The sequence below is a fragment of the Streptomyces sp. NBC_01429 genome (assembly GCF_036231945.1).
Classification (GTDB): domain Bacteria; phylum Actinomycetota; class Actinomycetes; order Streptomycetales; family Streptomycetaceae; genus Streptomyces.
Genome location: NZ_CP109599.1, coordinates 2,688,409 through 2,715,386, shown reverse-complemented (window position 1 = coordinate 2,715,386; position 26,978 = coordinate 2,688,409). Strand labels below are relative to the sequence as shown.

The window sequence follows — 26,978 nt, the reverse complement described above, 5'->3', positions numbered from 1 at the left end:
CGCGTCAGGCGGTCCTCCGCACGGACCGGCCCGCCAGTACGTCCGTACGGCGCCCGTCCTCGATCACGAACCGCCCGTCGATCAGCACGTGCGGGATGCCCACCGGCAGGGTGCGCGGCGCCTCGAAGGTGGAGCCCGCCGCCACCGTGTCCGGGTCGAAGAGGACCAGATCGGCGCGGTGGCCCTCGCGCACGAGCCCCCGGTCGGGCAGCCGCAGCCGGGCCGCCGGGCGGGAGGTGAGATGGGCGACGCACTCTTCCAGCGTCAGAATGCCCAGCTCACGGGCGTACCGGCCCAGATAGTGCGGGAAGGTGCCATAGGCGCGCGGATGCGGCTTGGCGCCCTGGAGGATGCCGTCGCTGCCGCCCGTGTGGACGCGGTGGCGCATGATCCGCCGGACGTTCTCCTCGTGGCCGACGTGCTGGAGGATCGTGGTGCCGAGCCGGTCCTCGGTCAGCAGCCGGCGCGCCGTGGTCCACGGCGGCTCGCCCGCCGAGGCGGCCGACTCCGCGACCGTACGGCCCACGTACCGCGCGAGCGCCGGGTCCGAGACGCCGGAGATCTCGATGGTGTCCCACTCGATGGGCACCCCGTGACAGCCGTCCGCGCCGACGACCTCCAGGTGGTGCCGGATCTTCTCGGCGGTCGCCGGGTCCCGCAGCCGCTCCATGATCGCGTCGGGGCCGCCCTCGCCGGCCCAGCTGGGCAGCATCGCGACGAGCGTGGTGCAGCCGGGGGTGTACGGATAGGTGTCGAGCGAGATGTCGGCGCCCGCCGCCAGTGCCCCGTCCAGCAGTGCCAGCAGATCCGGCGCCCGGCCCTCGTTGACCGCGAAGTTCATGGTGGCGTGGGCGAGATGCAGCGCGCACCCGGCCCTGCCGGTGAGCGTCACCATCTCCTCGTATGCTTCGAGCGCCCCGGCGCCGTACGAGCGGTGGTGCGGGCAGTAGTAGCCGCCGTACCGCGCCACGACCCGGCACAGCTCGGTCAGCTCGGCGTCGTCCGCGTACATCCCCGGGGTGTAGGTCAGCCCCGAGGACATGCCGACCGCGCCCTGCTCCATGGAGTCGGCCACCAGCCGCTTCATGCGCGTCAGTTCGGCGTCGGTCGCCGGCCGGTCGTCCCAGCCGACGGCGAGCATACGGACGGTGCCCTGCGGGATCAGATAGGCCGCGTTGACCGCGATGCCCCGCCCGTCGAAGCCCTGGCCCTCGAAGGCGCGGTCGAGCCGGTCCAGATACTCGCCGACCGTGCGCCAGTCGAAGTCGACGGAGGTGTCCCCCTCCCCGCCGCCGTTCCAGCCGTTGATCGCCCGCCGGACGTGCGCGAGGGTCCGGTCGTCGACCGGCGCGTACGAAAGACCGTCCTGGCCGATCACCTCCAGGGTCACGCCCTGCGCGGCCTTCGCGGTGTGCTCGGGGTCGCGCAGCAGCGCCAGATCGCTGTGCGCGTGCATGTCGATGAAACCGGGGGAGAGGGCGAGCCCGGCGGCGTCGAGGACGCGCGCTGCGGTCGGGCGCCGGCCCTCGCCCTCCCGCCGTATCTCGGCGATCCGGCCGTCGGTGACGCCGACATCGGCGCGGTACGACGGACCGCCGGTGCCGTCGATGACGCGTGCGTCGCGCAGGACGAGATCCACAGCGGGCCCTCTCAGAAGAACGTACGGATGAGGTCGGTGACCGTGCCGTCCGCCTCCACCAGCGGGATCAGCTGCCATTTGTCGAACGAGGTGCAGGGGTGCGACAGCCCCATCCCGACCCAGTCGCCGACCTCCAGACGCGCCCCGGGCCCGGTGGCCAGCCAGCCGTGCTGGTCGGACAGGCCGGTCACCGCGATGCCGTCGGCCGGGCGGATCTCGCCGGTGCGTCCGTCCCGTACGACCTGCGCCTCGGGCAGGTCCAGGTCGTAGGCCGCGTCCCGCTTGCCCGCGTTGACGAACGCCTGACCGGGGGAGGGGCGGGAGACGACCTGGGCCCAGAGGCGGAAGGCGGGCTGGAGGGCGCCCTCCTCCGGCACCCGGTTGAAGGGCGTGAGGTGCCGGTAGTGGCCGTCGTCGTGCGAGACGTACGCGCCGGAGCGCAGCAGCTTCAGAACGGGACGCGAGAGGGCCGGGATGTCCGCGAAGACGTCCGCCACCGCGTCGAACCAGGCGCTGCCGCCCGCGCTGATGACGATCTCCTCGGCCCGCGCGAACCGTCCCGCCGCGTCGAACTCCCCGGCCAGGGCGGTCAGCCGGCGCAGCCAGGCGCGGACGCGCTCGCCGTCGGCCTCCGGCACCTCGCCCTCGTAACCGGCCACGCCGGTCAGGCGCAGCGTGGGTGCGGCGGCCACCGCGTCCGCGACGGCGGCGCACTCCGCCTCCGTACGCGCGCCGGTCCGGGCGCCCTCGCCCGCGCCCAGCTCGACCACGACCTCCACGGGACGGGTGGCGCCCACAGCGGCGAGCGCCTCGTCCATCAGCTCGACGCCGCGCACGGAGTCGACGTAGCAGACGAAGCGGAAGCCGGGGTCCCGGTCCAGCTCGGCGGCGAGCCAGCGCAGCGCCGCCGCGTCGACCAACTCGTTGGCGAGGAAGATCCGCCCGATGCCGAACGCCCGGTAGACCCGCGCCTGGTGCGGGACGGCGGCGGTGATGCCCCAGGCCCCGTACTCCAGTTGGCGCGCGAAGAGCCGCGGGGACATGGAGGTCTTGCCGTGCGGCGCGAAGGCGAGGCCATGGCGCTCGGAGTACGTCTCCAGCAGGGCGAGGTTGTGCTCGACCGACTCGGCGGAGAGGGCGAGGACGGGGGTGGTGAAGCCGCCGGTGAACAGGGAGCGGCGCTCGGCGGCGAGCGCGCCGACGGTCAGCCCTTCGGCGTCCGGCGGCAGCCCCTTGAAACGGTGGTCGACCCGCTCCGCGCTCAGATCCTCGGCGGCGGCCATGGGGCCCCTCCTCTTCGTCGAGTTCATCGGGTTCATCGAGTTCACGTGCATCGAGTTCATTTTCGTTGCATTCCATGCAACGCCCATTGCGTATATCGCTCAACGCTGTCTAACATCCGAGCCGACAGCGGGTCAATGGTGACCCCGCGATCCGGCGAACCGCGAGGAGCCCCAGAGTGACCGCAACCGCAGACACGGCCGTCCACCCCGGCGTGGACGCCGTCTGCCTCGGTGAGTCCATGGTCACCTTCCTGCCCTCCCGCCCCGGCCGCCTCGCGGACGTCCCGTCCTTCGACCGCACGATCGGCGGCGCCGAGTCCAATGTCGCCTGCGCGCTGGCCGGCGCGGGACACCGCGTCCGGTGGGTCAGCAGGGTCGGTGCCGACGGCTTCGGCGACCACCTGACCGAGGCGATCGCCGCGTACGGCGTCGACACCTCGGGCGTACGCCGGGACCCGGACCGCCCCACCGGCATCTACTTCCGTACGGCCACGGACCGCGCCACCGACGCCCACGAGGTCGCCTACTACCGGGCCGGCTCGGCGGCGAGCGCCATGGCGCCGGGAAACCCGCCCCGGGACGACCTGTGGGCCGGCCGCGTGCTGCACCTGTCCGGCATCACGGCCGCCCTCTCCGACGGCTGCCTCGCCCTGATGCGCGAGCTGACCGCCAGGGCCCCGGGCCGCCCGCCGGTCTCCTTCGACGTCAACCACCGCCCCGGCCTGTGGCGCCGGCCCTCAGACGCCCATGTCCTGCTGGAGCTGGCCAGGGGCGCCGACCTGGTCCTCGTCGGCGAGGACGAGGCGGCGGAGGCGTGGGACCTGCACGGCGCCGACGCGATCAGGGCCGCGCTGCCCGAGCCGGAGACGGTGGTCGTCAAGCGCGGCGCCGCCGGCGCCACCCTGTACACACGCACGCCGGACGCTGCGGGTACGCCCGGCGACACCGTCATCTCCGTCCCCGCGCCGCGCGTCGATGTCGTCGCGCCCGTCGGCGCCGGGGACGCGTTCGCCGCCGGCTTCCTCTCCGCCACCCTGCGCGGCCTGCCCGCCGCCGCCCGGCTGCGCCACGGCCACCTCATGGCCGCCGCCGCCCTCACGGTCCCCGGCGACCTGGGCGCGCCGCCCTCCCGCGACCACGCCGACCGGCTGGCCGCCCTCGACGAGACGGCCTGGGGGACACTTCGCCTGGGCCCCGGCTGGACCACGGCCGGAGCCACGGAGAAGGAGGTACGTACCCCATGAGCCAGACCGTCGACCGGGCGCTGAGCATCCTCCCGCTGCTCGCGCGGGGCCCCGCCGACCTGGGGCAGGTGGCGGACGCGCTCGGCGTCCACAAGTCGACCGCGCTGCGGCTGCTGCGTACGCTCCACGAGCACGGCCTCGTCTACCGCCAGCAGGACGGCCGCCACCGGCTGGGCGCGCGCCTCTTCGCGCTGGCGGCAGAGGCCGTGGAGAACCTCGACGTACGCGAGATCGCGCACTCCCACCTCCTCGCGCTCAACGAGGAGTGCGGCCACACCGTGCACCTCGCGGTGCACGAGGAGAACGAAGTCCTCTACATCGACAAGGTCGAGAGCCGCTATCCGGTACGGATGTACTCGCGCGTCGGCAAACCCGTCGCGATCACCGTCGCCGCCGTGGCCAAACTGCTGCTGGCCGATCTGCCCGAGGGCGAGCGGCGCGCGGTGGCCGAGCGTCTCGACTACCCCCTCTACACGGCCCGTTCCACGCCCCACGCCGCCGCCTTCCTCAAGGAGCTGGCGACCGTACGGGAACAGGGCTGGGCCACCGACCTCGGCGGCCACGAGGAGTCCATCAACTGTGTCGCCGCGCCCATCAGGGGAGCGGACGGCCGGGTCGTCGCCGCCATGTCGGTCTCCGCGCCGAATGTCGTCGTCACCGCCGAGGAACTCCTCACCCTGCTCCCGCTGGTGCGCCGCACGGCCGACGCGATCAGCGGGGAGTACTCGGGGACCACCACCCCGTCCCAGCGGACAGAGCAAGCACAGAACGAGAAGAAGGACGCCTCATGACCGACAAGACCGCGCTCACCCCCGCCACGCACACCACCCCGCCCGCGAAGTTCTCGCACGGCGTCCGCAAGGGGAACGTCCTCCAGGTCGCGGGCCAGGTCGGCTTCCTCCCGGCGGTCGAGGGCCAGGCGCCCACCGTGGCGGGCCCGACCCTGCGCGAGCAGACGCTCCAGACCTTCGCCAACGTCAAGGCGATCCTGGAGGAGGGCGGCGCGAGCTGGGACGACGTCATGATGATGCGCGTCTACCTCACCGACGTCGACCACTTCGCCGAGATGAACGACATCTACAACACGTACTTCGGCGAGCAGGGGCTCAAGGAGGCGCCCGCCGCCCGCACCACGGTCTATGTGGGCCTGCCCAAGGGGCTGTTGATCGAGATCGACGCGCTGGCCGTCCTCGGCTGAGACGCAGCCGAGGGGTAGCCGGCCGAGGGGCAGCCGACCGGGTACGGGCCGCACGCGCGGCCCTGCCCGCACGCGTCACCTGCCCCGTGCCCGCCCGGCAGTACCCCCCGGCCCCCACAGTCGTACCGTTCCCCGTTCTCCGTACCCCTCCACCAGCGGCACCCCCCCACTCCCCGCACCCGGGCCGTGCCGTGATCCCCCCATGCCCACGGACAGAGGTGCCTTCCATGCTGCTCGCCGCTGACACGCCAACCGAGGCCCCACCCCGCACGGGTGGCCTGCTGCTCCTCATCGACGGGACCGCCGGTCTGCTGACGGTCGCCGCCCTCGGGATCGTGCTGCTGCTGGTCCTGATCATCAAGGTCAGGCTCCAGCCCTTCGTCGCCCTCCTCGGCGTCTCCATAGCCGTCGGCCTCGCCGCCGGTCTCTCGGTCACCGAACTCTTCGGCACGGTCCAGAAGTCCGCCGCCGTCTCGATGATCGAATCGGGGATGGGCGGCATCCTCGGCCATGTCGCGATCATCATCGGACTCGGCACGATGCTCGGGGCGATCCTCGAAGTCTCCGGCGGCGCCGAGGTGCTGAGCAGCCGGCTGCTGAACCTCTTCGGCGAGAAGCGCGCGCCCCTCGCGATGGGGCTCACCGGTCTGATCTTCGGGATCCCGGTCTTCTTCGACGTCGGCATCTTCGTCCTCGCCCCGATCGTCTACGCGGCGGCCAAGCGGTCCGGCAAATCGATCCTGCTGTACGCGATGCCGCTGCTCGCCGGTCTCTCGATGACCCACGCCTTCCTGCCTCCGCACCCGGGCCCGGTGGCCGCCGCCGGACTCTTCAAGGTGGATCTGGGCTGGGTCATCCTCATGGGCGTCCTGGTCGGCGTCCCGGCCGTACTCGCCGCGTGGGCCTACGCCGCCTGGATCGGAAAGCGTCTCTTCGTGGACGTCCCGCAGGACATGGTGGAGGCCGCGGAGGAGGCGAAGGCCGCGGTCGCCGCCGAACAGCGCGCCTCGGGGGTCACCCCGCGCGAGACACCCGTGGCGCTGGGCACGGTGCTCGCGATCATCGGCACCCCGTTGCTCCTGATCCTGCTGGCCACCTTCTCGTCCATCGCGCTGGACCCGTCGACGGTCCGGTCGGTCATCGAGTTCTTCGGCCACCCCTTCGTGGCGCTGACGATCGCGCTGCTGCTCGCGTACTACCTGCTCGGCATCCGGCGCGGCTGGTCGCGCCAGTCGCTGGAGACGGTCTCCACCTCGTCCCTCAAGCCGGTCGGCAACATCCTGCTCGTGGTGGGCGCGGGCGGGGTCTTCGGCGCGGTCCTCAAGGGCAGCGGTATCGCGGACGCGCTCGCCGACACCTTCAACGACGTCGGACTGCCGGTGATCCTGCTGGCCTGGCTGATCTCGGTGGTGCTGCGGGTGGCCCAGGGGTCGGCGACGGTCGCGATCGTCACCACCGCGGGCATCGTCGTCCCGCTGGTCGAGGGGCAGGGTCTCTCGCAGGCGCATCTCGCGCTGATCATCATGGCGATCTCGGCGGGCTCGATCTTCGCCTCGCACGTCAACGACGGCGGATTCTGGATGGTGGCCAAGTACTTCGGCATCTCCGAGCGGGACACCTTGAAGTCCTGGACGGTCCTGGAATCGGTGCTGTCGGTGGCTGGCTTCGCGGTGGCGGCGCTGCTGAGTCTGGTGATCTAGGGCCTCTCGTTTGGATCAGGCCGGGCTCGCGAGCCCTGGCACCGCGCCTCGCCGCGTTGTCGTCAGTCATCCCCAAGGTCTCGGCTTCGCTCGACCAGGGGAGACCCCATCCGCTCCGCGTGGGCTCCCTCCTCCGCCTTGCGATCCACGGCACCAGACCCCGCTCCCTCATCCGGCCTGATCCGAACGAAAGACCCTAGCCCAACTCGCCCCCGTTCAGGGCGTATACCTGGCGGGCCGGGACCGGTAGCCCCGCTCCCCGCGCGGTCGCCCCGAGGTGGCGACGCCCTCTTGCGCGATCACCCCTGCCCCCCTTTAAGTGACGTGGGTCACTTAAAGGGGGGCGAGTGGGAGGCGTCGATACGTATGGCAGACACCGTGGACACCGGCGCGGGTGACACCATCTCCCGGCCGCGCAAGTCGAGCTGGACCTATATCGGACCGGGCATCGTCGTCGCGGCGACGGGGGTCGGCGCGGGCGATCTGGTCGCCACGCTCATCGCGGGCAGCAAGTTCGGCTACACGCTCATGTGGGCCGCCGTCATCGGCTGCGTGGTCAAGATCTCGCTGGCCGAGGCGGCCGGCCGCTGGCACCTGGCCACCGGCCGCACCCTCTTCGACGGCTGGCGCAGCCTGGGCAGTTGGACCACCGCGTACTTCTCCGTGTACGTCGTGGTGTGGGGCTTCGTCTACGGCGCCACGGCCATGTCGTCCAGCGCGCTCCCGATCGTCGCCCTCTTCCCGGACGGCCCGGGGCTCAGGGTCTGGGCGGTCGTCACCGGACTCATCGGCCTGGTCTTCGTCTGGTTCAACCAGTACGCCGTCTTCGAGAAGGTCATGACGGCCCTGATCGGGATCATGTTCGTGGTCGTGATGTACGTCGCGATCCGCGTCGCCCCCGACCTCGGCGCGAGCTTCGCGGGCCTGGCCCCGGTCCTCCCGGACGGCTCGCTGCTCTACACGCTCGGGCTGATCGGCGGGGTCGGCGGCACGATCACCATGGCCGCGTACGGCTACTGGATCAACGCCAAGGGCTGGACCAACTCCACCTGGATGAAGGTGATGCGGCTGGACAACCGGGCCGCGTACATCACCACGGGACTCTTCGTCGTCGCCATGCTCGTCATCGGCGCCGAGCTGCTCCACTCCACCCAGATCGCCCTGACCTCCGGCGACCGGGGCCTGATCGACCTCGGCACGGTGCTGGAGGACCGCTTCGGCGCGACGACGGCGAAGCTCTTCCTGGTCGGCTTCTTCGCGACGTCGTTCTCGTCGCTGATCGGGGTCTGGCACGGCGTGAGCCTGATGTTCGCCGACTTCGTGGAACGGATGAGGAAGGACCGGGCGGGCGGCGGTACGGAGCCGGCCGGCATGGCCGAGGAGGTGGCGACGGGCTCCCGCGAGCGCTCGGTCCCGTTCCGCGCCTATCTGCTCTGGCTGACCTTCCCGCCCATCGCCCTGCTCTTCCTCGACGAGCCCTTCGGCCTGGTCGTCGCCTACGGCGTACTGGGCGCGTTCTTCATGCCGTTCCTCGCGCTGACCCTGATCTGGCTGCTCAACTCGGAGCGCACGCCAGCGGAGTGGCGCAACGGGGCGCTGAGCAACGTGATGCTGGCGGCGGCGGGGCTGCTGTTCGTGGTGCTGTGCGTGCAGCAGGTGCAGGAGATTCCCTGGTAGGGGCGTGCCGGGCCTCGCGGTTCGCGCCGCACGCGCGGCAGCGCCGTCGGGTGGGGTGTCGACGGCGCTGCCGGCCCTGTGGGGGCTCGCGGGGGTGTTGCGGAGGCTACGGAAGGCCGTGCACGTGCGGGCCGACCGTGTTGGACCAGGCGTTGCCCGCCGTCGCGTCCCAGTTGGTGGACCAGGTCATGGCGCCCCGGATGCCGGGGTAGGTCCTGGCGGGCTTGAAGGAGCCGCAGTTGGTGCCCCGGGCCAGGCAGTCCAGCGCGTTGTTCACCACGGACGGATCGACGTAGCCGCTGCCAGCGCCCCTGGCGGAGGCCGGGACGCCCAGGCCGACCTGGGACGGGTCGAGGCCGCCCTCCAGCTGGATGCAGGCGAGGGCGGTGAGGAAGTCGACCGAGCCCTGCGAGTAGACCTTGCCGTCACAGCCCAGCATCGAACCGCTGTTGTAGTACTGCATGTTGACGACCGTGAGGATGTCCTTCACGTTGAGCGCCGTCTTGAAGTACTCACCGGACGTGGACTGCATGTCGATCGTCTGCGGCGCCATCGTGATCACCAGCCCGCTGCCCGCCTGCGCGGAGAGCTGGCGCAGCGCCTTGGTGAGGTAGGTGGAGTTGATGCCGTGTTCGAGGTCGATGTCGACGCCGCTGAAGCCGTACTCCCGCATCAGCCCGTAGGCGGAGTCGGCGAAGGCGGCCGCCGAGGCGTCACTGTTGATGGTGACGTTGCCCAGCTCGCCGCCGATCGAGATGATCACGGACTTGCCCGCGGCCTTCTTCGCGGCGATGTCCGCCTTGAAGTCGGCGGCCGAGGCGTAGCCGACGGCCGGGTCGAGGTTGAAGGTGATCTGTCCGGGCGTGGCCGTCGCGTCGGCGAAGGAGACCGCGATGATGTCGTACTGCGACGGGACGTCCCGCAGCTTCTGGACGGTCGCCCCGTTGTTGAAGTTCTGCCAGTAGCCGGTCAGGGCGTGCTTGGGCACGGCCGGGTTGTCCGGGCCGGGGCCCGGGTCGCCGCCGCTCTGCGCGGTCCTCGCGGTGACGGTGGCGGACTTCGCGGACTCGCCCGCCGCGTTGGTCGCGGTGATCTGGAAGTCGTACGAGGTGTCTGCGGCGAGCCCGGTCACGGTCGACGACGTACCGCTCGACGACTGGACCTTCGTGCCCGAGCGGTAGACGTTGTAGCCGCTCGCCCCGGACACGGCGTTCCAGTTGAGCGCCACCGACGAGGCGGTGACGGAGCCGGCCGCGACCCCGGCGGGCGCCGCGGGGATCTGGGGCGCGGGGTCGCCGCCCCCGCCGCCGTCGGGGCCGAAGACGGAGATGTCGTCGGCGTAGTAGGGGCTCTGCCCGTACCAGCCGTGGGTGTAGACGGTGACCGACCGGGTCGAAGCACCGGTCGTGAAGGTGGTGGTGAGCTGCTTCCAGCCGGAGCTGTCGGGGGTCCAGGCCGACACGTCGGCCGTACCGGTGCCCTCGGCGCCGAGGTAGGCGTAGCCGCCCTGGACCCAGGCGCTCAGTGTGTAGGTCGCGCCCGGCTGGACGGCCACGGTCTGCGTGCACTTGGCGTTGTCCTGCCCGGCGGGCGTGGCCTTGAGGGCGGCGGCGCCCCCGTGCACGGGTGATCCGACGGTGGCGCCGCTGCCCGCCGAACAGGTCCACTCGGCGAGCCCCGACTCGAAGCCCGCGTTCTTGGCGACATTGATGTCGGCGGCCTGCGCGGTCCCGGCGAGCCCGGTCACGCTCAGCGCTCCGGCGGCCAGCAGGGCCACCGCACCGCCGATCCAGCTCCTCGTACGTCTCGTGCCGCTGCCGGCCGAGCCTGGTGCGCGTTCCACTTGCTGCCTCCGTGGGGGTCGGGGGGAGGAGGTGTGTCGAGAGGGGGAACGGTGGCCACCGTTGGGCGTAAAGCTGGTCCAGACCAATTGAGTTGTCAAGACCTGTGGCAGCGGTTCGTATACGAAGGCGGGGACGGCCGGCTGCCGGCCCGGCCCCGGTGCCGGGCCCGGCACTGCCTCGTACCGGCCCCCGTGCCCGGCCCCGTACCGTCCCCGTACCGGCCGCCCCCGTCAGTCCTCCTGGAGCCGCTCCACCGCGTAGCCCGTCACGCAGCCCACCACCAGCACCGCGTTGGACATCAGCACGCCCTCCATGACCAAGTGGTCCCACTGGAGCGCCATGTTGATCGCCTGTGCCACCACCGGGACCGTGAAGACCGCCGGCAGATGCTGCCTGGCGTAGTCGCGGTACGGGTCGGCGTGGACACGGCCCGCCGCCCAGGTGGCGAGGGCGATGCACACGGCGTTCGGCAGATGGATGAGCATCAGCCGGCCGCCGAAGCTCTCCAGGCTGTCCTCGGAGGCGAGGTAGTCGTAGACCAGGGTCGCCTGGAGGTACTCCGTGAAGAGCAGGACGACGATGCCGGCCGCCCAGGCGCGTACGAGGGCGAACACCGGCGCGCCGGGCCCGTCGCCCTGCCGCGCGGGCGCTCCCGGGTAGTCGTACCGCGTCATCGCTCCTCGCTTCCGAACAGTTCGCCGTGCATCGGGTCCCCCGTAGTTCGCTCGCCGGTTCGTACGCGGTGGTCATCCGCGCAGGTCAGGTGGTGCTGGTGCGCAGGCCGTGCGCGTCGTGCCGGGTGCGCGTGGGCGCGCACGCCTCATAACACCGTGAGGAGGAACACCGCCGCGAAACCGGCCGCCGCGAGCCCGCACCCCGTCACCAGCAGCGCGTACTGCGCGATCGGCGACCAGCTGCCGTGCCCAGCGACGGTCGCGGTGCGTGCCGGGGCGGCCGGGTCGTAGGCCACCGTGACGCGCGTGCCCACCTGCGTGGAGCGGGTCACCAGGTCCTCGAACTCGATCTCCCGCCCGTCCGGTCCGCCCTCCGGTGCGCCGTCCGATTCCCCGTCCGATTCCCTGTCCGGTCCGCCGGACGGGCGGAACGTGAAGAAGTACCGCTGCGCGTCCGAGCGGTTGTACGGCTCGGTCTCGATCCGTACGCACACCCCCGGCGCCCGGCCGCCGGCCCGCAGGGCCCGCACCACCGCGGCGAGCCTGCGGGCGTAGTGTGCCGCGAGCCAGCCGAACAGCAGGATCATGCCCACGAAGAAGACGTACTCACCGCCCGGGATGTCCATGGCCGCCCGCTACTTGAGGGTGAGGGAGTCGAGGATCCGCCGCAGGTCGCCGTCGCCGAGCTTCCCCTTGACCGCGTCGATCCGTACCGCGTACGCCTTCTTCGCCGTATCGATACCCGCGACGATCACGCCCTTGACCCGGGACCCCTTCCGGGTGAACTCGAAGTCGACGCGCCGCGCCTCCTCCTTCTCGCCACCGGGGCCCGCGACCTCGATCTCGGACTGCTTCCCCAGCGTCGAACCGAGCGCGATGCCCGCCTCGGCGCCGATCGCCGCCTCCTCCGCCGAGTCCGCGTCGGTGAAGTCGAGCTGCACGGTGATCATCCCGACGTCCTCGCCGCCCTCGGAGAGCGTCGCGGCCGCCGCGTTGTACTTGCTGCGCTCGGTGGCGCTCTGCGGGGTGAAGCCGGGCGGGTGGGCGACGGTGAGGGCGGAGGTGCGCAGCGTTCCCCAGCCCTCGGGCAGCGTGCCGCCCGCTCCCGTACCGCCACCCGTCCCGGCGGTGCCGGTGTCCGCTCCGCAGCCCGCCGTCAGGGTGACGAGGGCGGTGCAGGCGGCGGCCGTGGCCAGCCGTCGGACGATCTTTCTGCTGTTCATCGCGTATGCGCTCCTGTCGCCGGCGGGGTCAGTTCGCACAGTAGCTGTACGGCACATAGGTGCGGCTGTCTCCGTGCGGGGCACCCAGGAACTGTGCCTTGTCGAGTGTCTCCTCCTTCTTCTCGGTGGAGACGGAGAAGCCCAGACTCAGTCCGAGATTCAGCTCGAAGCCGTACTCCGCCGCCTCCGTCTCGCCGGTGTAGTTCGTCCGGCTGGAGAGGCCCTCGTCGAAGAGGAGTCGCCCGAACGGGTCGTCCGCGCCGGGGCGCTTGGTCGGGGCGTGGTCGTCGAACATGTAGCTGAAGGGCGCGGCGTTGTCGCCGTGGCCGTCGAGCCAGGTCTGGGCGATCGCGCGCTGCCGGTCGCCGTCGGAGCCGGGCGGGATGACCACGGAGTTGGTGACGACCTCGATGCCGCTCGATCCGTCGCCGTCCGTGATGCTCCCGCTGCCGCCGCGCTTGTCGCCACCGCTCTTGCCGTTGTCGCCGCCGACCTTGCCGCCGTCCTTGGTGGAGCCCTTCTCGACGGTGCGGGTCATGTCGATCCGCAGCAGCTCGCCGGACTTCTTGTCGTACGTGACGGTGATGGTGCCGGTCTGGGTGGTGGCGGCCGAGAACGTTCCGCTGAGCGGGCCCGCCTCGTACCCGGCCTTGGTGCCGTACTCGATGGCCGCGCTGTACGTGTACGCCTTGGTGCCCTTGAAGTCGTTGTCGGTCCAGGTCACCTCGGGCGCGAACCTGAAGTTGCCGCCGAGCGAGGCGCTCAGTTTCTTCTCGTCGCCCGCCGACAGCTTCATCCCGGCCGCCGCGCTGGCCTCCAGGCCGATCTTGCCATAGGTGATGTGGCGGTCGCCGAGCTGCTCGTCGATGTGGTCGCGCAGCTTCTCCTCCTCGGCCATCGGGCCCTTGCCGAAGAAGTAGAGGATGCTGTTGCCGAGCCCGCCGCCCTGCGCGTTGGAGTTCCGGTTGGCCAACTCGTACGTCTTGAGCTTTTCGAGATCGTCACGGAAGGCGGCGGCGTCCGCCTCGCTGTCGAAGACCCACGTATCGCCGTTGGTGACCTTGATACCGGCACCGAGTTCCACCTTGTCGGCCCCGAACTTGCCTATTTTCGCGCCCGGTTTCCAGTCCTTCTTGGCGGCGACGGAGGCGGCGTCGGTGAACGTCAGCATCACCTGCTGGTCGTTCTCGTCGATCTTCCCGTCCCCGTTGATGTCCTTGTTCGACTGGTACGTCGTCTGCTGGAAGCCGTACTCCTGGCCCCACTCGAAGAACAGCACCTTCGCCTTCGCGCCGGCCTTGTCGGTGAACGACGTGATCTGGCAGAGCGGCGGTTCGTAGTCGGCGTCGGTCTTCGGCTCCGGTTCCCGCTCGGCCGGGCGCTCCGGGTCGCACGGACCGTTGAACGTGACGAGACACCGCAGTTGAGAGGCGATGGCCGCGTCCACTCCCGTGCCCACCATCGCGCCTCCGATGGCCGCCACGACCACCACGACACCCACGTACTCGGTGGCCGTGGCGCCCCGGTCGCGGCGCCGTCCTCGTCTCGCTCGCAGTCCCATCCGACGTCCCCCGTACCTGACCGCGCACCTTTTCGCACGCGGAATCGGAATCGGAGCGTACGGATGGGGGCAGGAGGGTTGCGTGGGCCCGTGGGCCCAACCTGGGCCCAAAGTCGGAGCGGGTGGTCGCGAATTCGGCCGTGAGCGTTTCTCCTTGAAACGGAAGTGGCTGCTGACTGCTTCGCCCGACTTTGCCGGAGGTCGCTGCCCGGATGACCGATGACGGACATCCGGTAGGTGTTCTCCGTACCCCGGGACGTGGATAAAGTGCTCAGCCAGAAGCCCAGCCAGAAGCACGGAGCAGGTAGAGAACTGCGGGCGCCGGAACTCCGGTGTCCGGAGCCGAACGGGGAACCAGCGTGCCCACCGCGATCGCAGTCACCAGTCCTGATCTGGTGCTGCCACCAACGGACCACCAGACGCCCACCGCGGCGCTGCTACAGTCGCCCGAAGCTCAGCCGCTGGACGCCGCGCTCGCCGATATGCAGGTCCTGGTGGAGCAGCACGGCTATGTCGTCGCCCTCTACCCCGCCTCCATTCCGGTCGCCCACGAACGGCGGCTGCACACCGTCAGGGCGATGCTGGAGAGCGACCGGATCGCGCTGCTGAAGCTCGATCTGCCGCCCCTCGGCATCGCCGTGCTCGTCCGTCAGCTGCGGCAGTTGTCGATCTGCGACTTCAGCGCGGGGGTGGTCGCCTCGGCGGCCCGGCTGCTGTCGCACTACATCTACGCCGGAGCGATGCTCCACACCGTCGCCAAGCTGGACCGGGTGCCGGTGAGCCTCAAGGCCCACGCCAAGTCATGGGTGCCGGGCTCCCAGTTCGGGGTGGTCGCCGCACCGTCGCCCCAGCTGATCAAGATCGGTTCCGGGAAACTCACGGGCCCGGAGTTCGCCACGCAAATGATCATTGGAAAGGGCCAGTCCCAGTCGGACTGGGTCACCGCGACCCTGGCTCCTGCCTGGAAGGTCCAGGGAATCGAGGAAAGCGCGCTTCCGGCCGATTCGAGAGGCTGGTGGGGAACTTCCAAGATGGTCGAATTCGCCGCTTTCCTGCCTGATATCTCGGTCCTTTACCAACTTGTTTCCTCGGTCCGCCGCGAAATCTGCACCTGGTGCGGTATCGAACTCATAGGTGACCGCTGCGGATTCTGTTCGGCCTCGCTCCTGCCCGCCGCTTCCTCGGCGACGGCTCGGCCGGCCGCGTCCTCCGCACCGGCCGCTCCACCGTCTTCCTCCGCCTCCGCGCCGGTGGAGAACCAAACGCGATCGACCGGTGTCCTGAAACAGGGAGCGCCCACGCAGCGCGGGTCCTGACCCGCCCGCGCCGGCTCTCTCCTCCGCTCCCCGCAGCCCTCCCTCTCCACCCAGTCCCTCCAGCTCACGGCTCCCACGCCCAGGCTCTACGTCCCACGTCAGCGAACGAGGTTGTCCCGCTCATGAATTCACGGCAACGCCGCGGCGTCATACTGCTTCTTCTCTCGGTCCTCTGCGCCTTCGGTGCCTTTGCCGGTGTCCTCTCGGTGATCAGCGACGTGAACTCGAAAGTCGGCCCCGAAGTGGCCGCGTACCGGCTGAAGGAGGACGTGGCGCCGTACACGCAGCTCTCTCCTGACCAGTTCGAGAAGATCACGATGCCCAGGCGCTGGCTCTCCAAGAACGCCGTGACGGACCTGTCCGTCGTCAGCGGGAAGATCGCCGTCACCCAGCTGAAGCAGGGCTCGCTGCTCCAGGACGACATGATCATCAAGCGGCCCGCGCTCGCCAACGACGAGCAGGAGATCGCCATCATGATCGACGCCGCGACCGGCGTGGCGGGCAAGATCTCCCCCGGTGACCTGGTCAACATCTTCGCCACCTTCGCCGGTGACAGCCAGGCGGGCACCAAGTCCGAGTCCCGCATCATCGTCCCCAACGCGAAGGTCATCGACGTCGGCAAGCTCACCGCCCTGGAGCCCGACGAGGATGGCAAGAGCCGCGGCGCGGTCAAGCAGGCCGTGCCGATCACCTTCGCGCTGAAGACGAAGGACACCCAGCGCATCGCGTACGCGGAATCCTTCGCTCAGCATGTACGGCTCGCGCTTCTCGCCGACGGCAGCCCGACGACGCTGCGGCCCGGCGAGAACATCTACACCCTCGAAGGGGACAAGTGAGGGACGCATGACCACTCGCATCCTCCCGGTCGTCGGCGAAGCCGACGCCGCCCGGTCCATCACCACCCTGCTCAGCCAGCTGCCCGAAGCGGAGCCGGCCGCGCCGATCGGTGACTCGACCACCCTGATCGACACCCTGGGGCGGCTCGCCGCCGAGTCGATCGACGAGCTGCCCGAGGTCGTACTGGTCCATGAGCGGATCGGTCCGGTGCCGGCGCTGGAACTGATCCGCGAAGTGTCCCTCCGCTTCCCCGCGGTGGGCGTCGTCCTGGTCACCACGGACCCGAGTCCAGGTCTCTTCTCGGCCGCGATGGACTCGGGCGCCCGCGGCCTGGTCGGGCTGCCGCTCTCGTACGAGGAACTGGCCCAGCGCGTCCAGGCGGCGGCGGGCTGGTCCGTGGGCGTACGGCGCCACCTCGGCCAGGGCAGCGATGTCTTCACCGGCCCCGGCGGCACCGTCGTCACCGTCAGCGGCGCGAAGGGCGGCGTCGGCACGACGCTGACCGCCGTACAGCTGGCGCTGGCGGCGAAGGCGTCGGGCATGAACACGGCGCTCGCCGACCTGGACCTCCAGGCCGGGGACGTCGCCTCCTATCTGGACGTGCAGTTCCGCCGGTCGATCGTGGACCTCGCCTCCATCCAGGACGTCACCCCCCGGGTGCTCCAGGACGCGGTCTTCATCCACCCGACCGGCATCGGACTGCTGCTGGCGCCGGGGGAGGGGGAGCGGGGCGAGGAGATCAACGAACGGTCCGTACGGCAGATCATCAGCGCCCTGCGCCACCGTTACGACGTCGTGGTCATCGACTGCGGCACCCAGATGAACAGCGCGAACGCCGCCGCCATCGAGATGGCCGACACCACGCTGCTGGTGACCACACCCGACGTGGTGTCGGTCCGCGCGGCCAAGCGCATGGTGCGGCTGTGGGACCGGCTCCAGATCCGCAAGGCGGAGGAGACCGTGACCGTGGTCAACCGCCATACGCGCAGCACCGAGATCCAGCCGCCGCTGATCGAACGGATCACCGGCACCCGGGTCTCGCGGGTGACCGTCCCCGCCAACTTCAAGGAGCTCCAGGCGGCGGTGGACGCGGGGCGGATGCAGGACCTGGAGTCCAAGTCCACCGTGAAGCAGGCGATGTGGGGGCTGGCGGGGGAGCTGGGACTGGTGAAGGTCCCGGATCCGGTGGAGAAGGGCGGCAGATCCAAGGCGGCGCAGGGCCCGTTCAAGGGAGACCGTGGCTCGATCGGCGTCCGCCGAGGACGATCCAAGCCGTAGACCGAGACTGATGAGGTTGAGGGGACACGTTGCGCCATGAGTGTTCACAGCAGTGCGAGAGCCGGCGCGCGGTACGGGCCGACCCCGGCCGCGCGACAGCGTGAGGGACGTATGCCCGGTCGCCTGAGGGCGGCCGGGTCAAGGGCGGTTCGCGGACTGTCGGTCCGCGGGCGGTCGGTCCGCGGCGCCCTCGGCGACCGGGGACAGGCCGCCGTCGAGTTCGTCGGCGTGATGCCGGTCATCCTGGCGACGGCCGTCCTGCTCTGGGAGGCCGCGCTGGTCGGCTACACCTTCTCGCTGGCGGGGAACGCGGCGGACCAGGCGGTACGGGCCGGCGCGGTGGCCGACGGGTCGCGCACCGCGGCCTGCCGGGAGGCGGCGGAGGAACATCTCCCCGGCGCCTGGAACGTACGGGACGTCAGCTGTGTGACGTCCTCGTCCGGGGAAGAGGTCAAGGCGGAGCTCAAGGTCGAGCTGCCCCTGTTGTTCCCCGGCGTCAACATTCCGATCGGTGTCCCCGCGCACGCGTCCGCCGTAAGGGAGAGCTGATCTATGTGGAAGCGTCCACGCGGTGGCGACCGTGACCGGGGCCGCGACCGGGGCCAGGCCGCCATCGAGTTCGCCGGACTGATCACCCTGCTGCTCCTGGTGGCCCTGGCGGCGATCCAGCTCGGGATCGCGGCCTACGCCGTGCAGCAGGCGGGTACGGCCGCACGCGCGGCGGCCCGCGCGGAGACCTACCGTGAGTCCCACCTGACGCCGCAGCAGGCCGCCAAGGCCGCGACGAGCAGCTGGCTGACGGTGAACGTGTCGCCGCCGAGCGGATCCGGTTCCGCGGTGGAGGTCGAGGCGCGCGTCGAGATCCCCTCGATCCTGCCCGTCTTCGACTTCCCCGAAGCCCGCAGGAGCGTCACGATGCCTCGCGACTGACCGTTCCGTTCCTTCCGTACCGTCCCGTACCCAGCCGTACGGGACACCACCGGTTGCCAGCACCGCACCACGCAGAACCAGGGAGTTGAGGACGATGAGCCTCAGGGCGCGCATCAGCAGCCCGGAGCCGACGAGCGGCCAGAGCGAGGAGAGCCTTCTCGTCGGGGTCTACCGCGCCAAGCTCCTGGAGGAGATCGACCTCGCGGAGATGTCCACGCTCGCGGCGGCCGAGCGCAGGGCCCGCCTTGAGCGGGTTCTGGGTCATATCATCAGCCGCGAGGGGCCGGTCCTCTCCACCATCGAGCGCAGCCAGCTCATCCGCCGGGTCGTCGACGAGGCACTCGGGCTCGGCATTCTGGAGCCCCTGCTCGAAGACGCCTCCATCAGCGAGATCATGGTGAACGGCGCGGACCAGGTCTTCGTCGAGCGCAACGGGCGGCTGGAGATGCTGCCCATGCGCTTCACCTCCAACGAGCAGCTCATGCAGACCATCGAGCGCATCGTCTCCACGGTCAACCGCCGGGTGGACGAGGCGAACCCGATGGTCGACGCCCGCCTGCCCTCGGGCGAGCGAGTCAACGTGATCATTCCACCGCTCTCGCTCACCGGCCCCATCCTCACCATCCGCCGCTTCCCCCGCGCCTTCACCCTGCAAGAGATGATCGGCCTGGGCTCGCTGGACGAGCAGATGATGGTCCTGCTGGCCGGTCTGGTGCGCGCGAAGTTCAACGTGATCGTCTCCGGGGCCACCGGTACCGGGAAGACGACCCTGCTCAACTCCCTCTCCGGACTGATCCCCGACGGCGAGCGCATCGTCACCATCGAGGACTCGGCGGAGCTTCAGCTCCAGCAGTCCCATGTGATCACTCTGGAGAGCCGCCCCTCGAACGTCGAGGGCAAGGGCCAGATCACCATCCGTGACCTCGTGCGCAACTCCCTGCGTATGCGACCCGACCGGATCATCGTCGGTGAGGTCCGAGGCGGCGAGACGCTCGACATGCTCCAGGCGATGTCGACCGGTCACGACGGGTCGCTCGCCACCGTGCACGCCAACAACGCCGAGGACGCGTTGATGCGACTCCAGACCCTGGCCTCGATGTCGGAGGTCGAGATCCCGTTCGTGGCGATCAAGGACCAGATCAACAGCGCCGTCGACGTCATCGTCCAGCTGACCCGGCACGCCGACGGCTCCCGCCGGATCACCGAGATCGCCATCGTCGACTCCCACGGCCGTGAGGAGTACCGGATCGTCTCCGTCTGCCGCTACCTCGCCCAGCCGATGGGCGCGGACGGACGCGTCCACGGCAAGTTCGAGTACTACCCGCTGCCGCGCCGGATCGCGGAGCGGCTCTACCTGAAGAGCGAACCCGTACCGGCGGCCTTCGGCGTCGCGGTCTCCGAGGAGGATCTGGCCGTACGCAGGACGGCGGCCTGACGGGGCGGGGCTCCGAGCCCCGCCCGCCCCGCTGCCGCCCGCGGACTTCCCCGCCGCCCGGCCTCCCCACCCCCGTCCCCGTCCATCGAGAAGGTCCAGCACGACATGGATAACCTCCCACTCCTGACGATCGGCGTCACACTGCTGACCTGTGTGTTCGCGGTCATCGGCGGGCATGTGTACTCGTCGGGCAAATCGCAGCAGCAACTGCTCGTCGACCGCATGTCCCAGACGGGACAGACGGCGATGCTGAACGGCCGGCGCCGTCGCTTCGCCGCCCTCGACCGGCGGCTGCGCAAGACCAAGCTCGGCAAGCGCATCGAGCACAAGATCGCGGCGACGGGACTCGACCTGACGGTCGGTGAGTACGCGGTGTACGTGGTGCTCGGGCTGCTCGGGCTCTACTTCGTCGTCGGAGCGATCTTCGCGCCCTTCTTCGGCGTCCTGGCCGCGCTGATCGGTGTCTGGGGCGGCAACGCCTTCCTGAACTGGCAACGGGTGAAGCGTACGGAGGCATTCATCAACCAGCTCCCGGAGCTGACCCGGGTGCTCGCCAACGCCACCCACGCCGGGCTCGCGATGCGGACGGCGCTGGCGATGGCCGCCGAGGAGCTGGAGAACCCGGCGGGCGAGGAGCTGCAACAGGTCGCCGACCAGCTCGCCATCGGCCACTCCCTGGACGACGCCCTCGGCGAACTCGCCGACCGGCTGCCCTCCCGCGAACTGGTCGTCCTCGTCACCACGCTGGTGCTCTCCAGCCGGGCCGGCGGCCAGGTGGTCAGCTCGCTGCGCAACCTCACGGAGACGCTGGAGGAGCGCAAGGAGACCCGCCGTGAGGTGACGACGATGCTGTCGCAGGTCAAGGTCACCGCGCTGGCGGTGCCCCTGCTGGGGCTCGGATTCATGCTCATGATCAACGCCACCACACCGGACGCGCTGCAGAAGATGACGGGCTCGTTCGTCGGACAGGTCGGAACGATCGTCGCGTTCGCCCTGTACGCCGCCGGCTATCTGCTGATCCGGCGTCTGTCACGGGTTCAGGTCTGAGAGAGGAGGAACGGTCACATGATGGGACTTCTGCTCGCCGTCGGCGTGGGAATCGCCGTGTTCGGCATCTTCCACGGACTGCGTATCTACCGCGCTGACGCCCGGTTGCCGGGAGACCTGGCCATCGCCCTGGAGGTCGGCTCGACCCGTACCACCGCGGTGGGGTCGGGGATCGACCGGCTCGGTATCCGCTGGGCCCCCAGCGTGCTCAGGATGATGGGCCCCAAGCGGGTGGACGCGCTGCGTCGCCGGCTGGACATGGCGGGAAATCCGGGCGGTATGACGGTGGACCGGTTCGCCGCCCGCCGCGCCGTGTACGGCGCCCTGGGCGCGGGGGCCGCCCTGGCCATGATGGCGCGGGGACAGACGGTCATCGCGCTGGTCGCGCTCGCCTACGGTCTGGTCTGGCCCGACGTGATCATCCGGGCGGCGATCCGCCGGCGCAAGGCGGACATCGAACGCACTCTGCCGGACTTCCTCGACGTGCTCGCCGTCGTCGTCTCGGCGGGCCTGGGCTTCCGGCAGGCGCTGGAGCGCGTGGCCAACAAGTACTCCGGTCCCTGGTCGGACGAGCTGAGCGTGACCCTGCGCCAGATGGACATGGGCGTCAGCCGCCGCGAAGCGTTCGACCAGCTGCGCAAGCGCAACTCCTCCGAGCAGGTGTCGATGTTCGTGACCGCCCTCCAGCAGGGTGAGGAGCTGGGCGCGCCCATCGTCGACACGCTGATCCAGATCGCCAACGACATGCGCAGGGCCGACGCTCAGAACGCCCGTCGAAGCGCCGCGCAGGCGGTACCCAAGAGCACACTTGTCGTGACCATGGTGATGCTGCCCGCCACCATGATTCTCATCGTGCTCAGTTTCTACTACGGATCCGGCGTCGACTTCGGAGACATCCTCTCCGGATGAGGCGTCCCTCTCGGAGGGACCCCGAACCCGGGGAACCCGCCCCGCTCCCCCCATCCGCAGACAGCCGACCTACGGGAGGTGACCCCCCATGGCCCCCAAGACCCTCACGCTCACCGGCGGAAACTCCGGCGGTGTCACCGGCTCGGCATCGGCCGCACGCGACCGCGTGCCCTCGCTGCCCATCCAGGTCAACGCCCTTCAGGCGCTGTGCCGGCAGACTTTCGGGTTCCGCCTGGCGATGATCGCGCTCGCCGCGCCCTTCGCGTTCGCGCGCACCTCGTCGCATCTGGGTACCTGGCTGGTCGGCTCGTCCGTCCTCGTCACCTTCATGGTCTCCTACGTACTGCTGCGCGACTGGGAGCGGTTCGGCCCCATCCTGCTGCGCCATCCCGCCCTGCTCGCCGCCGACATGTTCTTCGGCGCGCTGCTGCTGGTGACGGCGTCCCCGGACTCGACGCTCGCCTACGTCACCATCTGCACCCCGCTGCTCGCCGGGCTCGTGTACGGCTGGCGCGGGGCGGCCTTCTTCGCCGTACTCCAGTCGTTGATCATCGCCGGCGCGTACGGCGTCAACCCCGACGCCGAGGCCGGATTCACCGCACTGCTCCTGCCCGGACTCTGCGTCATCGCGGGCGCCATAGGCAGTACGCTGCGCAACCTCATGCTCGGCTTCGGCGCCGCCAGCCAGGCCCTCACCGAGGCGAGGGCCCGGCTCGCGGTCAGCGGCGCCGTCGAGGAGGAACGCGCGCGTCTCGCTCGCGAGATGCACGATTCCGTGGCCAAGACCCTGCACGGTCTCGCGATGGCGGCCGACGGGCTCGCCGGTTCCGCCGACCGGCTGGACCCGCGGACCGTCAAGCACCAGGCGGAGCTGGTGGCGCGCTCGGCGCGCCGCGCCGCCGCCGAGTCCCGTGAGCTGCTCTCCGACCTGCGCCGCGAGTCCGGGCTGGACGGCGGCATCGACGTACTGGCCGAACTCGCCTCCCGTACGGAGGACTTCGGCCGCCGTCACAGCGTGCCGGTGTCCTTTCGGCAGTTCGGCGAAGCCCCGGTGCCGCCCGTACCGCACGCGGTGGCGCGGCACGCGCTGACGATCGCCACCGAGGCGATGGAGAACGCGCAGCGCCACGCCCACCCCACGTACGTGAACGTCGCGGCCGGAATCGTGGGCGATGTGCTGCGTATCAGCGTGTACGACGACGGTCCCGGCCTCCCGCCCGGTACGACCCTCAACGACCTCCGGCGCGCCGGACACTTCGGCCTCGTCGGCATGGTCGAGCGGGCGGCCTCCATCGGGGCCCGCATCCGGATAGGCCGGGGCAGGGCCGAGAAGGGCACCGAGGTACGGCTGGAGCTGCCGGCCGTGGTGCTGCGCGCACCGCACCGTCCCGACCGGCCGGGCGACCCGCCGCCGGCCTCCCCGCCACCACCGGCGCGGCCCTCCGCGCCGCTGCTGAACTGACCGAACCGGACCTGAACCGGATCTGATCCGGACCCCGTTCCCACTCACCCCGAGAGGAGGCCGCAGCCATGCCGGACGACATCCCCAGAACCTCACCGCTCGTACCTTCGGCGCACTCTGTGGCACCCGCGAGCCCCGTACCCTCCATGCCCCCCGCCGTCCCCGTGCCCCCCGCGGCCCCGGGAGGGTTCCCCGACCTCCCGCACGCGATGCCCGCCCAGCCGCCGATGCGTGTGGTGGTCGCCGACGACAACCCGGTGGTACGCGCCGGGCTCACCGTGCTGCTCTCCGGCCGTGACGACATCGAGGTCGTCGCGGAGGCGTCGGACGGCCGGCAGGCCTACGAACTGGCCCTGCAGACCCGCCCGGACGTCATCCTGCTGGACGTACGCATGCCGGGCGTCGACGGCATATCCGCGCTGCCGCACCTGGTACGGCTGGCGCCGGTGCTGATGATGACGTACAGCCGGGAGAGCCGGATCGTCCACGAGGCGCTGAGACTGGGCGCGGGCGGCTACCTCGTCCACGGCGAGTTCACCGCCGACCAACTGGTGTACGCGGTCAGGGACATCAAGCAGGGCCGGGCCCACTTCACCTACTCCGCCTCCAGCGCCCTGCTGGCGACGGTGCGGGGCGGGAGCCAGGGGGACGGGCAGGATCCCCTGCCGGAAGGGCTGGGTACGGCCTTCACCGGGCCCGGCTACACCCCCGTCGTCCCGGATCACGCATCTGCATCCGCACACGCGGCACCTCCCGGCCATCCACCCTATTTTCCGCCGATGCCGGCAACGAACTCGCAGGCCAGGCAAGTTGACCAAGGGTTGAACGGGCAACGATTTGCTCAAGATGCTTCGCTTTCGCAAGCGAATATGGCACATTCATTGCAGGGGCGGCAGCAGACCGCGCCCCCCGGGCTCGCCGCGTCCCGCGCGAATCCGTACGCGGACCTGAGCCAGCGGGAGGTGGAGATCATGGACCTGATCGCGTCCGGCATGACCAATCAGCAGATCGCCGCCACCTGCTTCATCAGCCAGAAGACGGTCAAGAACCACATCAACCGCATCTTCGCCAAGCTGAACGCCGCCAGTCGCGGCGAGGCCATCGCGCTCTGGAACGGGAACGCGCGGGGGAGGGCGGCCGACCATGGCTGAGCACATATCCGCCCCCGCCGGCGCCGAGGCCCCCGACAGGGCCCAATCCCCCGCTTGGGCCCGCAGTTGGGCCCACAGGCCCATGGCGACGACCCCCTCCCCGGCGTACGTTTCTCATGTCGCCAGCGAGACCGGCCAGGAGGAAGCCGGAATCGCGAGTGACACCACAGACTCGTACGAGTCGGCCGGAATGCGGCCGGCCGACACCGGAGGAGAACACCATGTCGAACATCACGCTGAAGGCCACGACCGCCACCAAGGTCTACGTCGGCACCTGGGCGAACACGGCCATCACGGCGATGAAGAGCCGTCGGGACAAGGGCCAGGGCGCCGTCGAGTACGTCGGTGTGATCGTCCTGGTTGCGCTGATCATCGTGGCGATCGTCGGCACGGGCGTCGCGGACGACATCGCGAACGGCCTGACGGACAAGGTCAGCGAGATCCTCGACGCCGGCTGAGCATGAACTCATCCCGCGAGTCAGGGCAGGCCGCTCCCATCTACATCACGATGGTGGCGGGCCTGCTCTTTCTCGCGCTCGCGTTCTTCGCGGTCGGTCAGGCCGGTGCGACACGCAATGGTGCCCAGTCCGCGGCCGATGCCGCGGCCCTGGCGGCAGCCCAGGAGTCCCGCGATCTGTTCAGCGAGGATTTCCTGGGCGGTTTGCTGAACCCGGGGTTCCTGGAAGACATCTTCAACGGTGACCGGATCGGCACCGCCGACGGCTGCTCAGCCGCAGCCCGGTTCGCGGACGAGAACAAGGCCGATCTGGACAACACCGCTGGTCGTCGTGGCTGCTCCTTCACCGGCAACCGGTGGGGCTTCACAGTGAACGTCGTCACTCAGAAGCCGATGGGCGCCAACATCCTGCCGGGCACCGAGAAAAAGCACGCCAAGGCGCATGCCACGGCGATTGTCGAGCCCCGGTGCACCTTCAAACCTGCCGAAAAGGAAGAGGAAGAGGAGCCTCCCGCGGATGGGGAAGACCCGGAAGACGTTAAACCGGCGTCACCGGGCCTGCTCACATGCGGTGGCAAGGACTGGGAGATCGATCCTGATCATCTCGACCTCCTCCCCGACATGGCCGATCTGTTCCTGGTCCGGTTGGCCAGGGACTGACAGCGAGCGAACGCAAAGGAATGACAATGAGCGTGTGGCACGGAGCGCAGGCACGGAGGAGGACCGCCGTCGCCCTGGCCGCGGTCGCGCTGACCGTCTCCCTGACGGCATGCGGTGGCACCGATGACGACGGGAAGTCGGGTGCCGACCCGTCGTCGTCGGCGCCCGCCGCCGAGAAGTCCAAGGGCGAGGACCAGGGGAAGGACGACGGCCCCACGGTCCCCGACACCAGCAAGACCCTGGCGACGATCAATGGAAGCAACGGCCTCCAGCTCGTCATTCACACTGCGGCCCGCGACGACGGTGGTTTCCTCACGGTGACGGGGACCATCAAGAACACGTCAAGCAGCGGCCAGTCTGTGCCCATCCAGTGGAATGGGTCGGAGACACAGGTGAGGCAGACCGGACGGTCGCTCGCCGGCATGACTCTGGTCGACAAAGCGGAGAAGAAGCGTTATTACGTCCTGCGCGACACCGATGGGTATCCGCTGACCACCACCGGAATCAGTCGGGTGGACGGGAAGGGAAACGAGTCCTTCTTCGCTCAGTTCCCGGCTCCTCCGTCATCCACGTCCCAGGTGGACCTCCAGCTACCGCTGATGCCCACCGCCACGATTGAGATCTCCTGATGGCTGCCACGACGCCCCGCGACCACCGGGCGGCCAGGCGCCCGGCGGCGACGGCTCTCGCCGCGGCCGTGCTCCTCGCGGGCGTGCAGTTCACCCTGGCCCCCGGCGCCCGCGCCGACGAGTCGCCCAGCACACCGCCCGGCACCGGCTCCACCTCACCGCCGCCCCAGGTCGACGGCAACGCCCCCGGTCTCAAGCTCCGCGACGGTGCCACCCTCGCCCCGGCGAAGGTGTTCGACATCATCTCGGTCATCGAGTCCGAGGGCGGTGAGGAGCGCCGTGAGGACACCAACGAGAACGTGAAGTTCGCGCTCCAGGCCGAGGTCCTCTTCGGCAAGGACAGCGCGGAACTCAGCAGCCGGGCCGACAGCCGTATCGCCGCCATCGCCAACGAGATCAAGAAGCAGGGCGCGACGAAGGTCCGGGTCTTCGGCTTCACCGACAACCTGGGCTCCTACGCGCACGGCAAGGTGCTCTCCAAGCAGCGCGCGGACGCGGTGCAGAAGGTGCTCAACCAGCAGCTCAACAGCGCCGGCATCACCTACGAGGTCCGCGGCTACAGCGAGGACTACCCGATCGCGGACAACAGCACCGAAGAGGGCCGCAAGAAGAACCGTCGCGTGGAGGTCTCCTTCCCGCGCGGCGAGAGCGGCGGCTCGCGGAGCTGACCCTGAACTGCCCCGGAGCCGACCCGGATCCAGCGGTCGGCACGACCGGTATGCGGGTGAAGGGGGCCCGGTTCACGGCCAGTTCTGCCGTGAACCGGGCCCCCTTCACCCGTGCCCGGCCGGATTTGAGCCCGCTCTTGGGCCCCCGGACCCACG

General features: G+C 70.2%; 26 protein-coding genes. 19 read left to right on the top strand and 7 right to left on the bottom strand.

Features of this window, described 5'->3' with window-relative positions; genetic code table 11:
• Window positions 1–4: 4 nt before the first annotated feature.
• Together OG627_RS11435 and OG627_RS11430 are read right to left on the bottom strand one after the other, a co-directional pair.
• Entirely contained in the window at window positions 5–1,639 is a 1,635-nt protein-coding gene (locus OG627_RS11435) for an N-acyl-D-amino-acid deacylase family protein (protein WP_329064052.1), read from the bottom strand.
• Window positions 1,640–1,650: 11 nt separating this feature from the next.
• Window positions 1,651–2,922, bottom strand: a complete 1,272-nt coding sequence (locus OG627_RS11430; RefSeq protein WP_329064050.1) for an alanine racemase — start codon at window positions 2,920–2,922, stop codon at window positions 1,651–1,653.
• Between the two features lie 176 nt (window positions 2,923–3,098).
• Between OG627_RS11430 and OG627_RS11425 the strand changes: the two genes are divergently transcribed.
• From OG627_RS11425 to OG627_RS11405, 5 genes are all read left to right on the top strand, one after another.
• A complete protein-coding gene (locus tag OG627_RS11425) occupies window positions 3,099–4,166 on the top strand; it encodes a sugar kinase (RefSeq protein ID WP_329064048.1) in 1,068 nt (355 codons plus the stop codon).
• The gene (locus OG627_RS11420; RefSeq protein WP_329064046.1) at window positions 4,163–4,957 is read left to right on the top strand and encodes an IclR family transcriptional regulator; all 795 of its coding nucleotides are present in this window, start codon (window positions 4,163–4,165) and stop codon (window positions 4,955–4,957) included. Before OG627_RS11425 ends, OG627_RS11420 begins: the two co-directional genes overlap by 4 nt.
• On the top strand, window positions 4,954–5,364 hold the full coding sequence (locus OG627_RS11415; RefSeq protein ID WP_329064044.1) for a RidA family protein: 411 nt from the start codon (window positions 4,954–4,956) through the stop codon (window positions 5,362–5,364). The genes OG627_RS11420 and OG627_RS11415 overlap by 4 nt, the downstream gene beginning before the upstream one ends.
• A gap of 227 nt (window positions 5,365–5,591) precedes the next feature.
• Window positions 5,592–7,064 carry a GntP family permease gene (locus OG627_RS11410; protein ID WP_329064043.1) on the top strand — a complete coding sequence of 491 codons (1,473 nt, stop codon included), beginning with the start codon at window positions 5,592–5,594 and terminating at the stop codon, window positions 7,062–7,064.
• Window positions 7,065–7,430: 366 nt separating this feature from the next.
• Complete coding sequence (locus tag OG627_RS11405) at window positions 7,431–8,741, top strand: Nramp family divalent metal transporter (protein ID WP_329064041.1); 1,311 nt, start codon at window positions 7,431–7,433, stop codon at window positions 8,739–8,741.
• 106 nt (window positions 8,742–8,847) lie between these two features.
• On the opposite strand, the gene OG627_RS11400 is transcribed toward OG627_RS11405, so the two are convergent.
• From OG627_RS11400 to OG627_RS11380, 5 genes are all read right to left on the bottom strand, one after another.
• A complete protein-coding gene (locus tag OG627_RS11400) occupies window positions 8,848–10,584 on the bottom strand; it encodes a chitinase (RefSeq protein WP_329064039.1) in 1,737 nt (578 codons plus the stop codon).
• A 231-nt stretch (window positions 10,585–10,815) separates the two neighbouring features.
• Window positions 10,816–11,259 carry a hypothetical protein gene (locus OG627_RS11395; RefSeq protein ID WP_329064037.1) on the bottom strand — a complete coding sequence of 148 codons (444 nt, stop codon included), beginning with the start codon at window positions 11,257–11,259 and terminating at the stop codon, window positions 10,816–10,818.
• A gap of 146 nt (window positions 11,260–11,405) precedes the next feature.
• On the bottom strand, window positions 11,406–11,885 hold the full coding sequence (locus OG627_RS11390) for a DUF3592 domain-containing protein (protein WP_329064035.1): 480 nt from the start codon (window positions 11,883–11,885) through the stop codon (window positions 11,406–11,408).
• A 9-nt stretch (window positions 11,886–11,894) separates the two neighbouring features.
• Complete coding sequence (locus tag OG627_RS11385; RefSeq protein ID WP_329064033.1) at window positions 11,895–12,482, bottom strand: hypothetical protein; 588 nt, start codon at window positions 12,480–12,482, stop codon at window positions 11,895–11,897.
• 28 nt (window positions 12,483–12,510) lie between these two features.
• Window positions 12,511–14,043, bottom strand: a complete 1,533-nt coding sequence (locus tag OG627_RS11380; RefSeq protein WP_329064031.1) for a hypothetical protein — start codon at window positions 14,041–14,043, stop codon at window positions 12,511–12,513.
• 359 nt (window positions 14,044–14,402) lie between these two features.
• On the opposite strand from OG627_RS11380, the gene OG627_RS11375 reads away from it, so the two are divergent.
• The 14 genes from OG627_RS11375 (at window position 14,403) to OG627_RS11310 (ending at window position 26,822) form a co-directional block, all read left to right on the top strand.
• Window positions 14,403–15,359, top strand: a complete 957-nt coding sequence (locus OG627_RS11375) for a hypothetical protein (RefSeq protein ID WP_329064029.1) — start codon at window positions 14,403–14,405, stop codon at window positions 15,357–15,359.
• Between the two features lie 122 nt (window positions 15,360–15,481).
• On the top strand, window positions 15,482–16,195 hold the full coding sequence (gene cpaB / locus OG627_RS11370) for a Flp pilus assembly protein CpaB (RefSeq protein ID WP_329064027.1): 714 nt from the start codon (window positions 15,482–15,484) through the stop codon (window positions 16,193–16,195).
• 7 nt (window positions 16,196–16,202) lie between these two features.
• The gene (locus OG627_RS11365; protein ID WP_329064025.1) at window positions 16,203–17,474 is read left to right on the top strand and encodes an AAA family ATPase; all 1,272 of its coding nucleotides are present in this window, start codon (window positions 16,203–16,205) and stop codon (window positions 17,472–17,474) included.
• Window positions 17,475–17,585: 111 nt separating this feature from the next.
• Window positions 17,586–18,023: a TadE family protein gene (locus tag OG627_RS11360; protein WP_329064023.1), complete on the top strand. Its 438-nt coding sequence runs from the start codon at window positions 17,586–17,588 to the stop codon at window positions 18,021–18,023.
• 3 nt (window positions 18,024–18,026) lie between these two features.
• Window positions 18,027–18,404 (top strand): TadE/TadG family type IV pilus assembly protein, encoded by a 378-nt coding sequence (locus tag OG627_RS11355; RefSeq protein ID WP_329064021.1) that lies wholly within the window; start codon window positions 18,027–18,029, stop codon window positions 18,402–18,404.
• Between the two features lie 94 nt (window positions 18,405–18,498).
• Window positions 18,499–19,839: a CpaF family protein gene (locus OG627_RS11350; protein WP_329064019.1), complete on the top strand. Its 1,341-nt coding sequence runs from the start codon at window positions 18,499–18,501 to the stop codon at window positions 19,837–19,839.
• Between the two features lie 105 nt (window positions 19,840–19,944).
• Window positions 19,945–20,886: a type II secretion system F family protein gene (locus OG627_RS11345; RefSeq protein WP_329064017.1), complete on the top strand. Its 942-nt coding sequence runs from the start codon at window positions 19,945–19,947 to the stop codon at window positions 20,884–20,886.
• 21 nt (window positions 20,887–20,907) lie between these two features.
• Window positions 20,908–21,795 (top strand): DUF5936 domain-containing protein, encoded by an 888-nt coding sequence (locus OG627_RS11340; RefSeq protein WP_329072576.1) that lies wholly within the window; start codon window positions 20,908–20,910, stop codon window positions 21,793–21,795.
• Between the two features lie 88 nt (window positions 21,796–21,883).
• Window positions 21,884–23,257, top strand: a complete 1,374-nt coding sequence (locus OG627_RS11335; protein WP_329064015.1) for a sensor histidine kinase — start codon at window positions 21,884–21,886, stop codon at window positions 23,255–23,257.
• A 68-nt stretch (window positions 23,258–23,325) separates the two neighbouring features.
• The gene (locus tag OG627_RS11330) at window positions 23,326–24,408 is read left to right on the top strand and encodes a response regulator (protein ID WP_443073454.1); all 1,083 of its coding nucleotides are present in this window, start codon (window positions 23,326–23,328) and stop codon (window positions 24,406–24,408) included.
• Window positions 24,409–24,629: 221 nt separating this feature from the next.
• On the top strand, window positions 24,630–24,866 hold the full coding sequence (locus OG627_RS11325; protein WP_329064013.1) for a hypothetical protein: 237 nt from the start codon (window positions 24,630–24,632) through the stop codon (window positions 24,864–24,866).
• Window positions 24,867–24,868: 2 nt separating this feature from the next.
• On the top strand, window positions 24,869–25,525 hold the full coding sequence (locus OG627_RS11320; RefSeq protein WP_329064011.1) for a pilus assembly protein TadG-related protein: 657 nt from the start codon (window positions 24,869–24,871) through the stop codon (window positions 25,523–25,525).
• Between the two features lie 26 nt (window positions 25,526–25,551).
• On the top strand, window positions 25,552–26,154 hold the full coding sequence (locus tag OG627_RS11315; protein ID WP_329064009.1) for a hypothetical protein: 603 nt from the start codon (window positions 25,552–25,554) through the stop codon (window positions 26,152–26,154).
• Entirely contained in the window at window positions 26,154–26,822 is a 669-nt protein-coding gene (locus tag OG627_RS11310) for an OmpA family protein (RefSeq protein ID WP_329064007.1), read from the top strand. The genes OG627_RS11315 and OG627_RS11310 overlap by 1 nt, the downstream gene beginning before the upstream one ends.
• The last annotated feature ends 156 nt before the right edge of the window (window positions 26,823–26,978 follow it).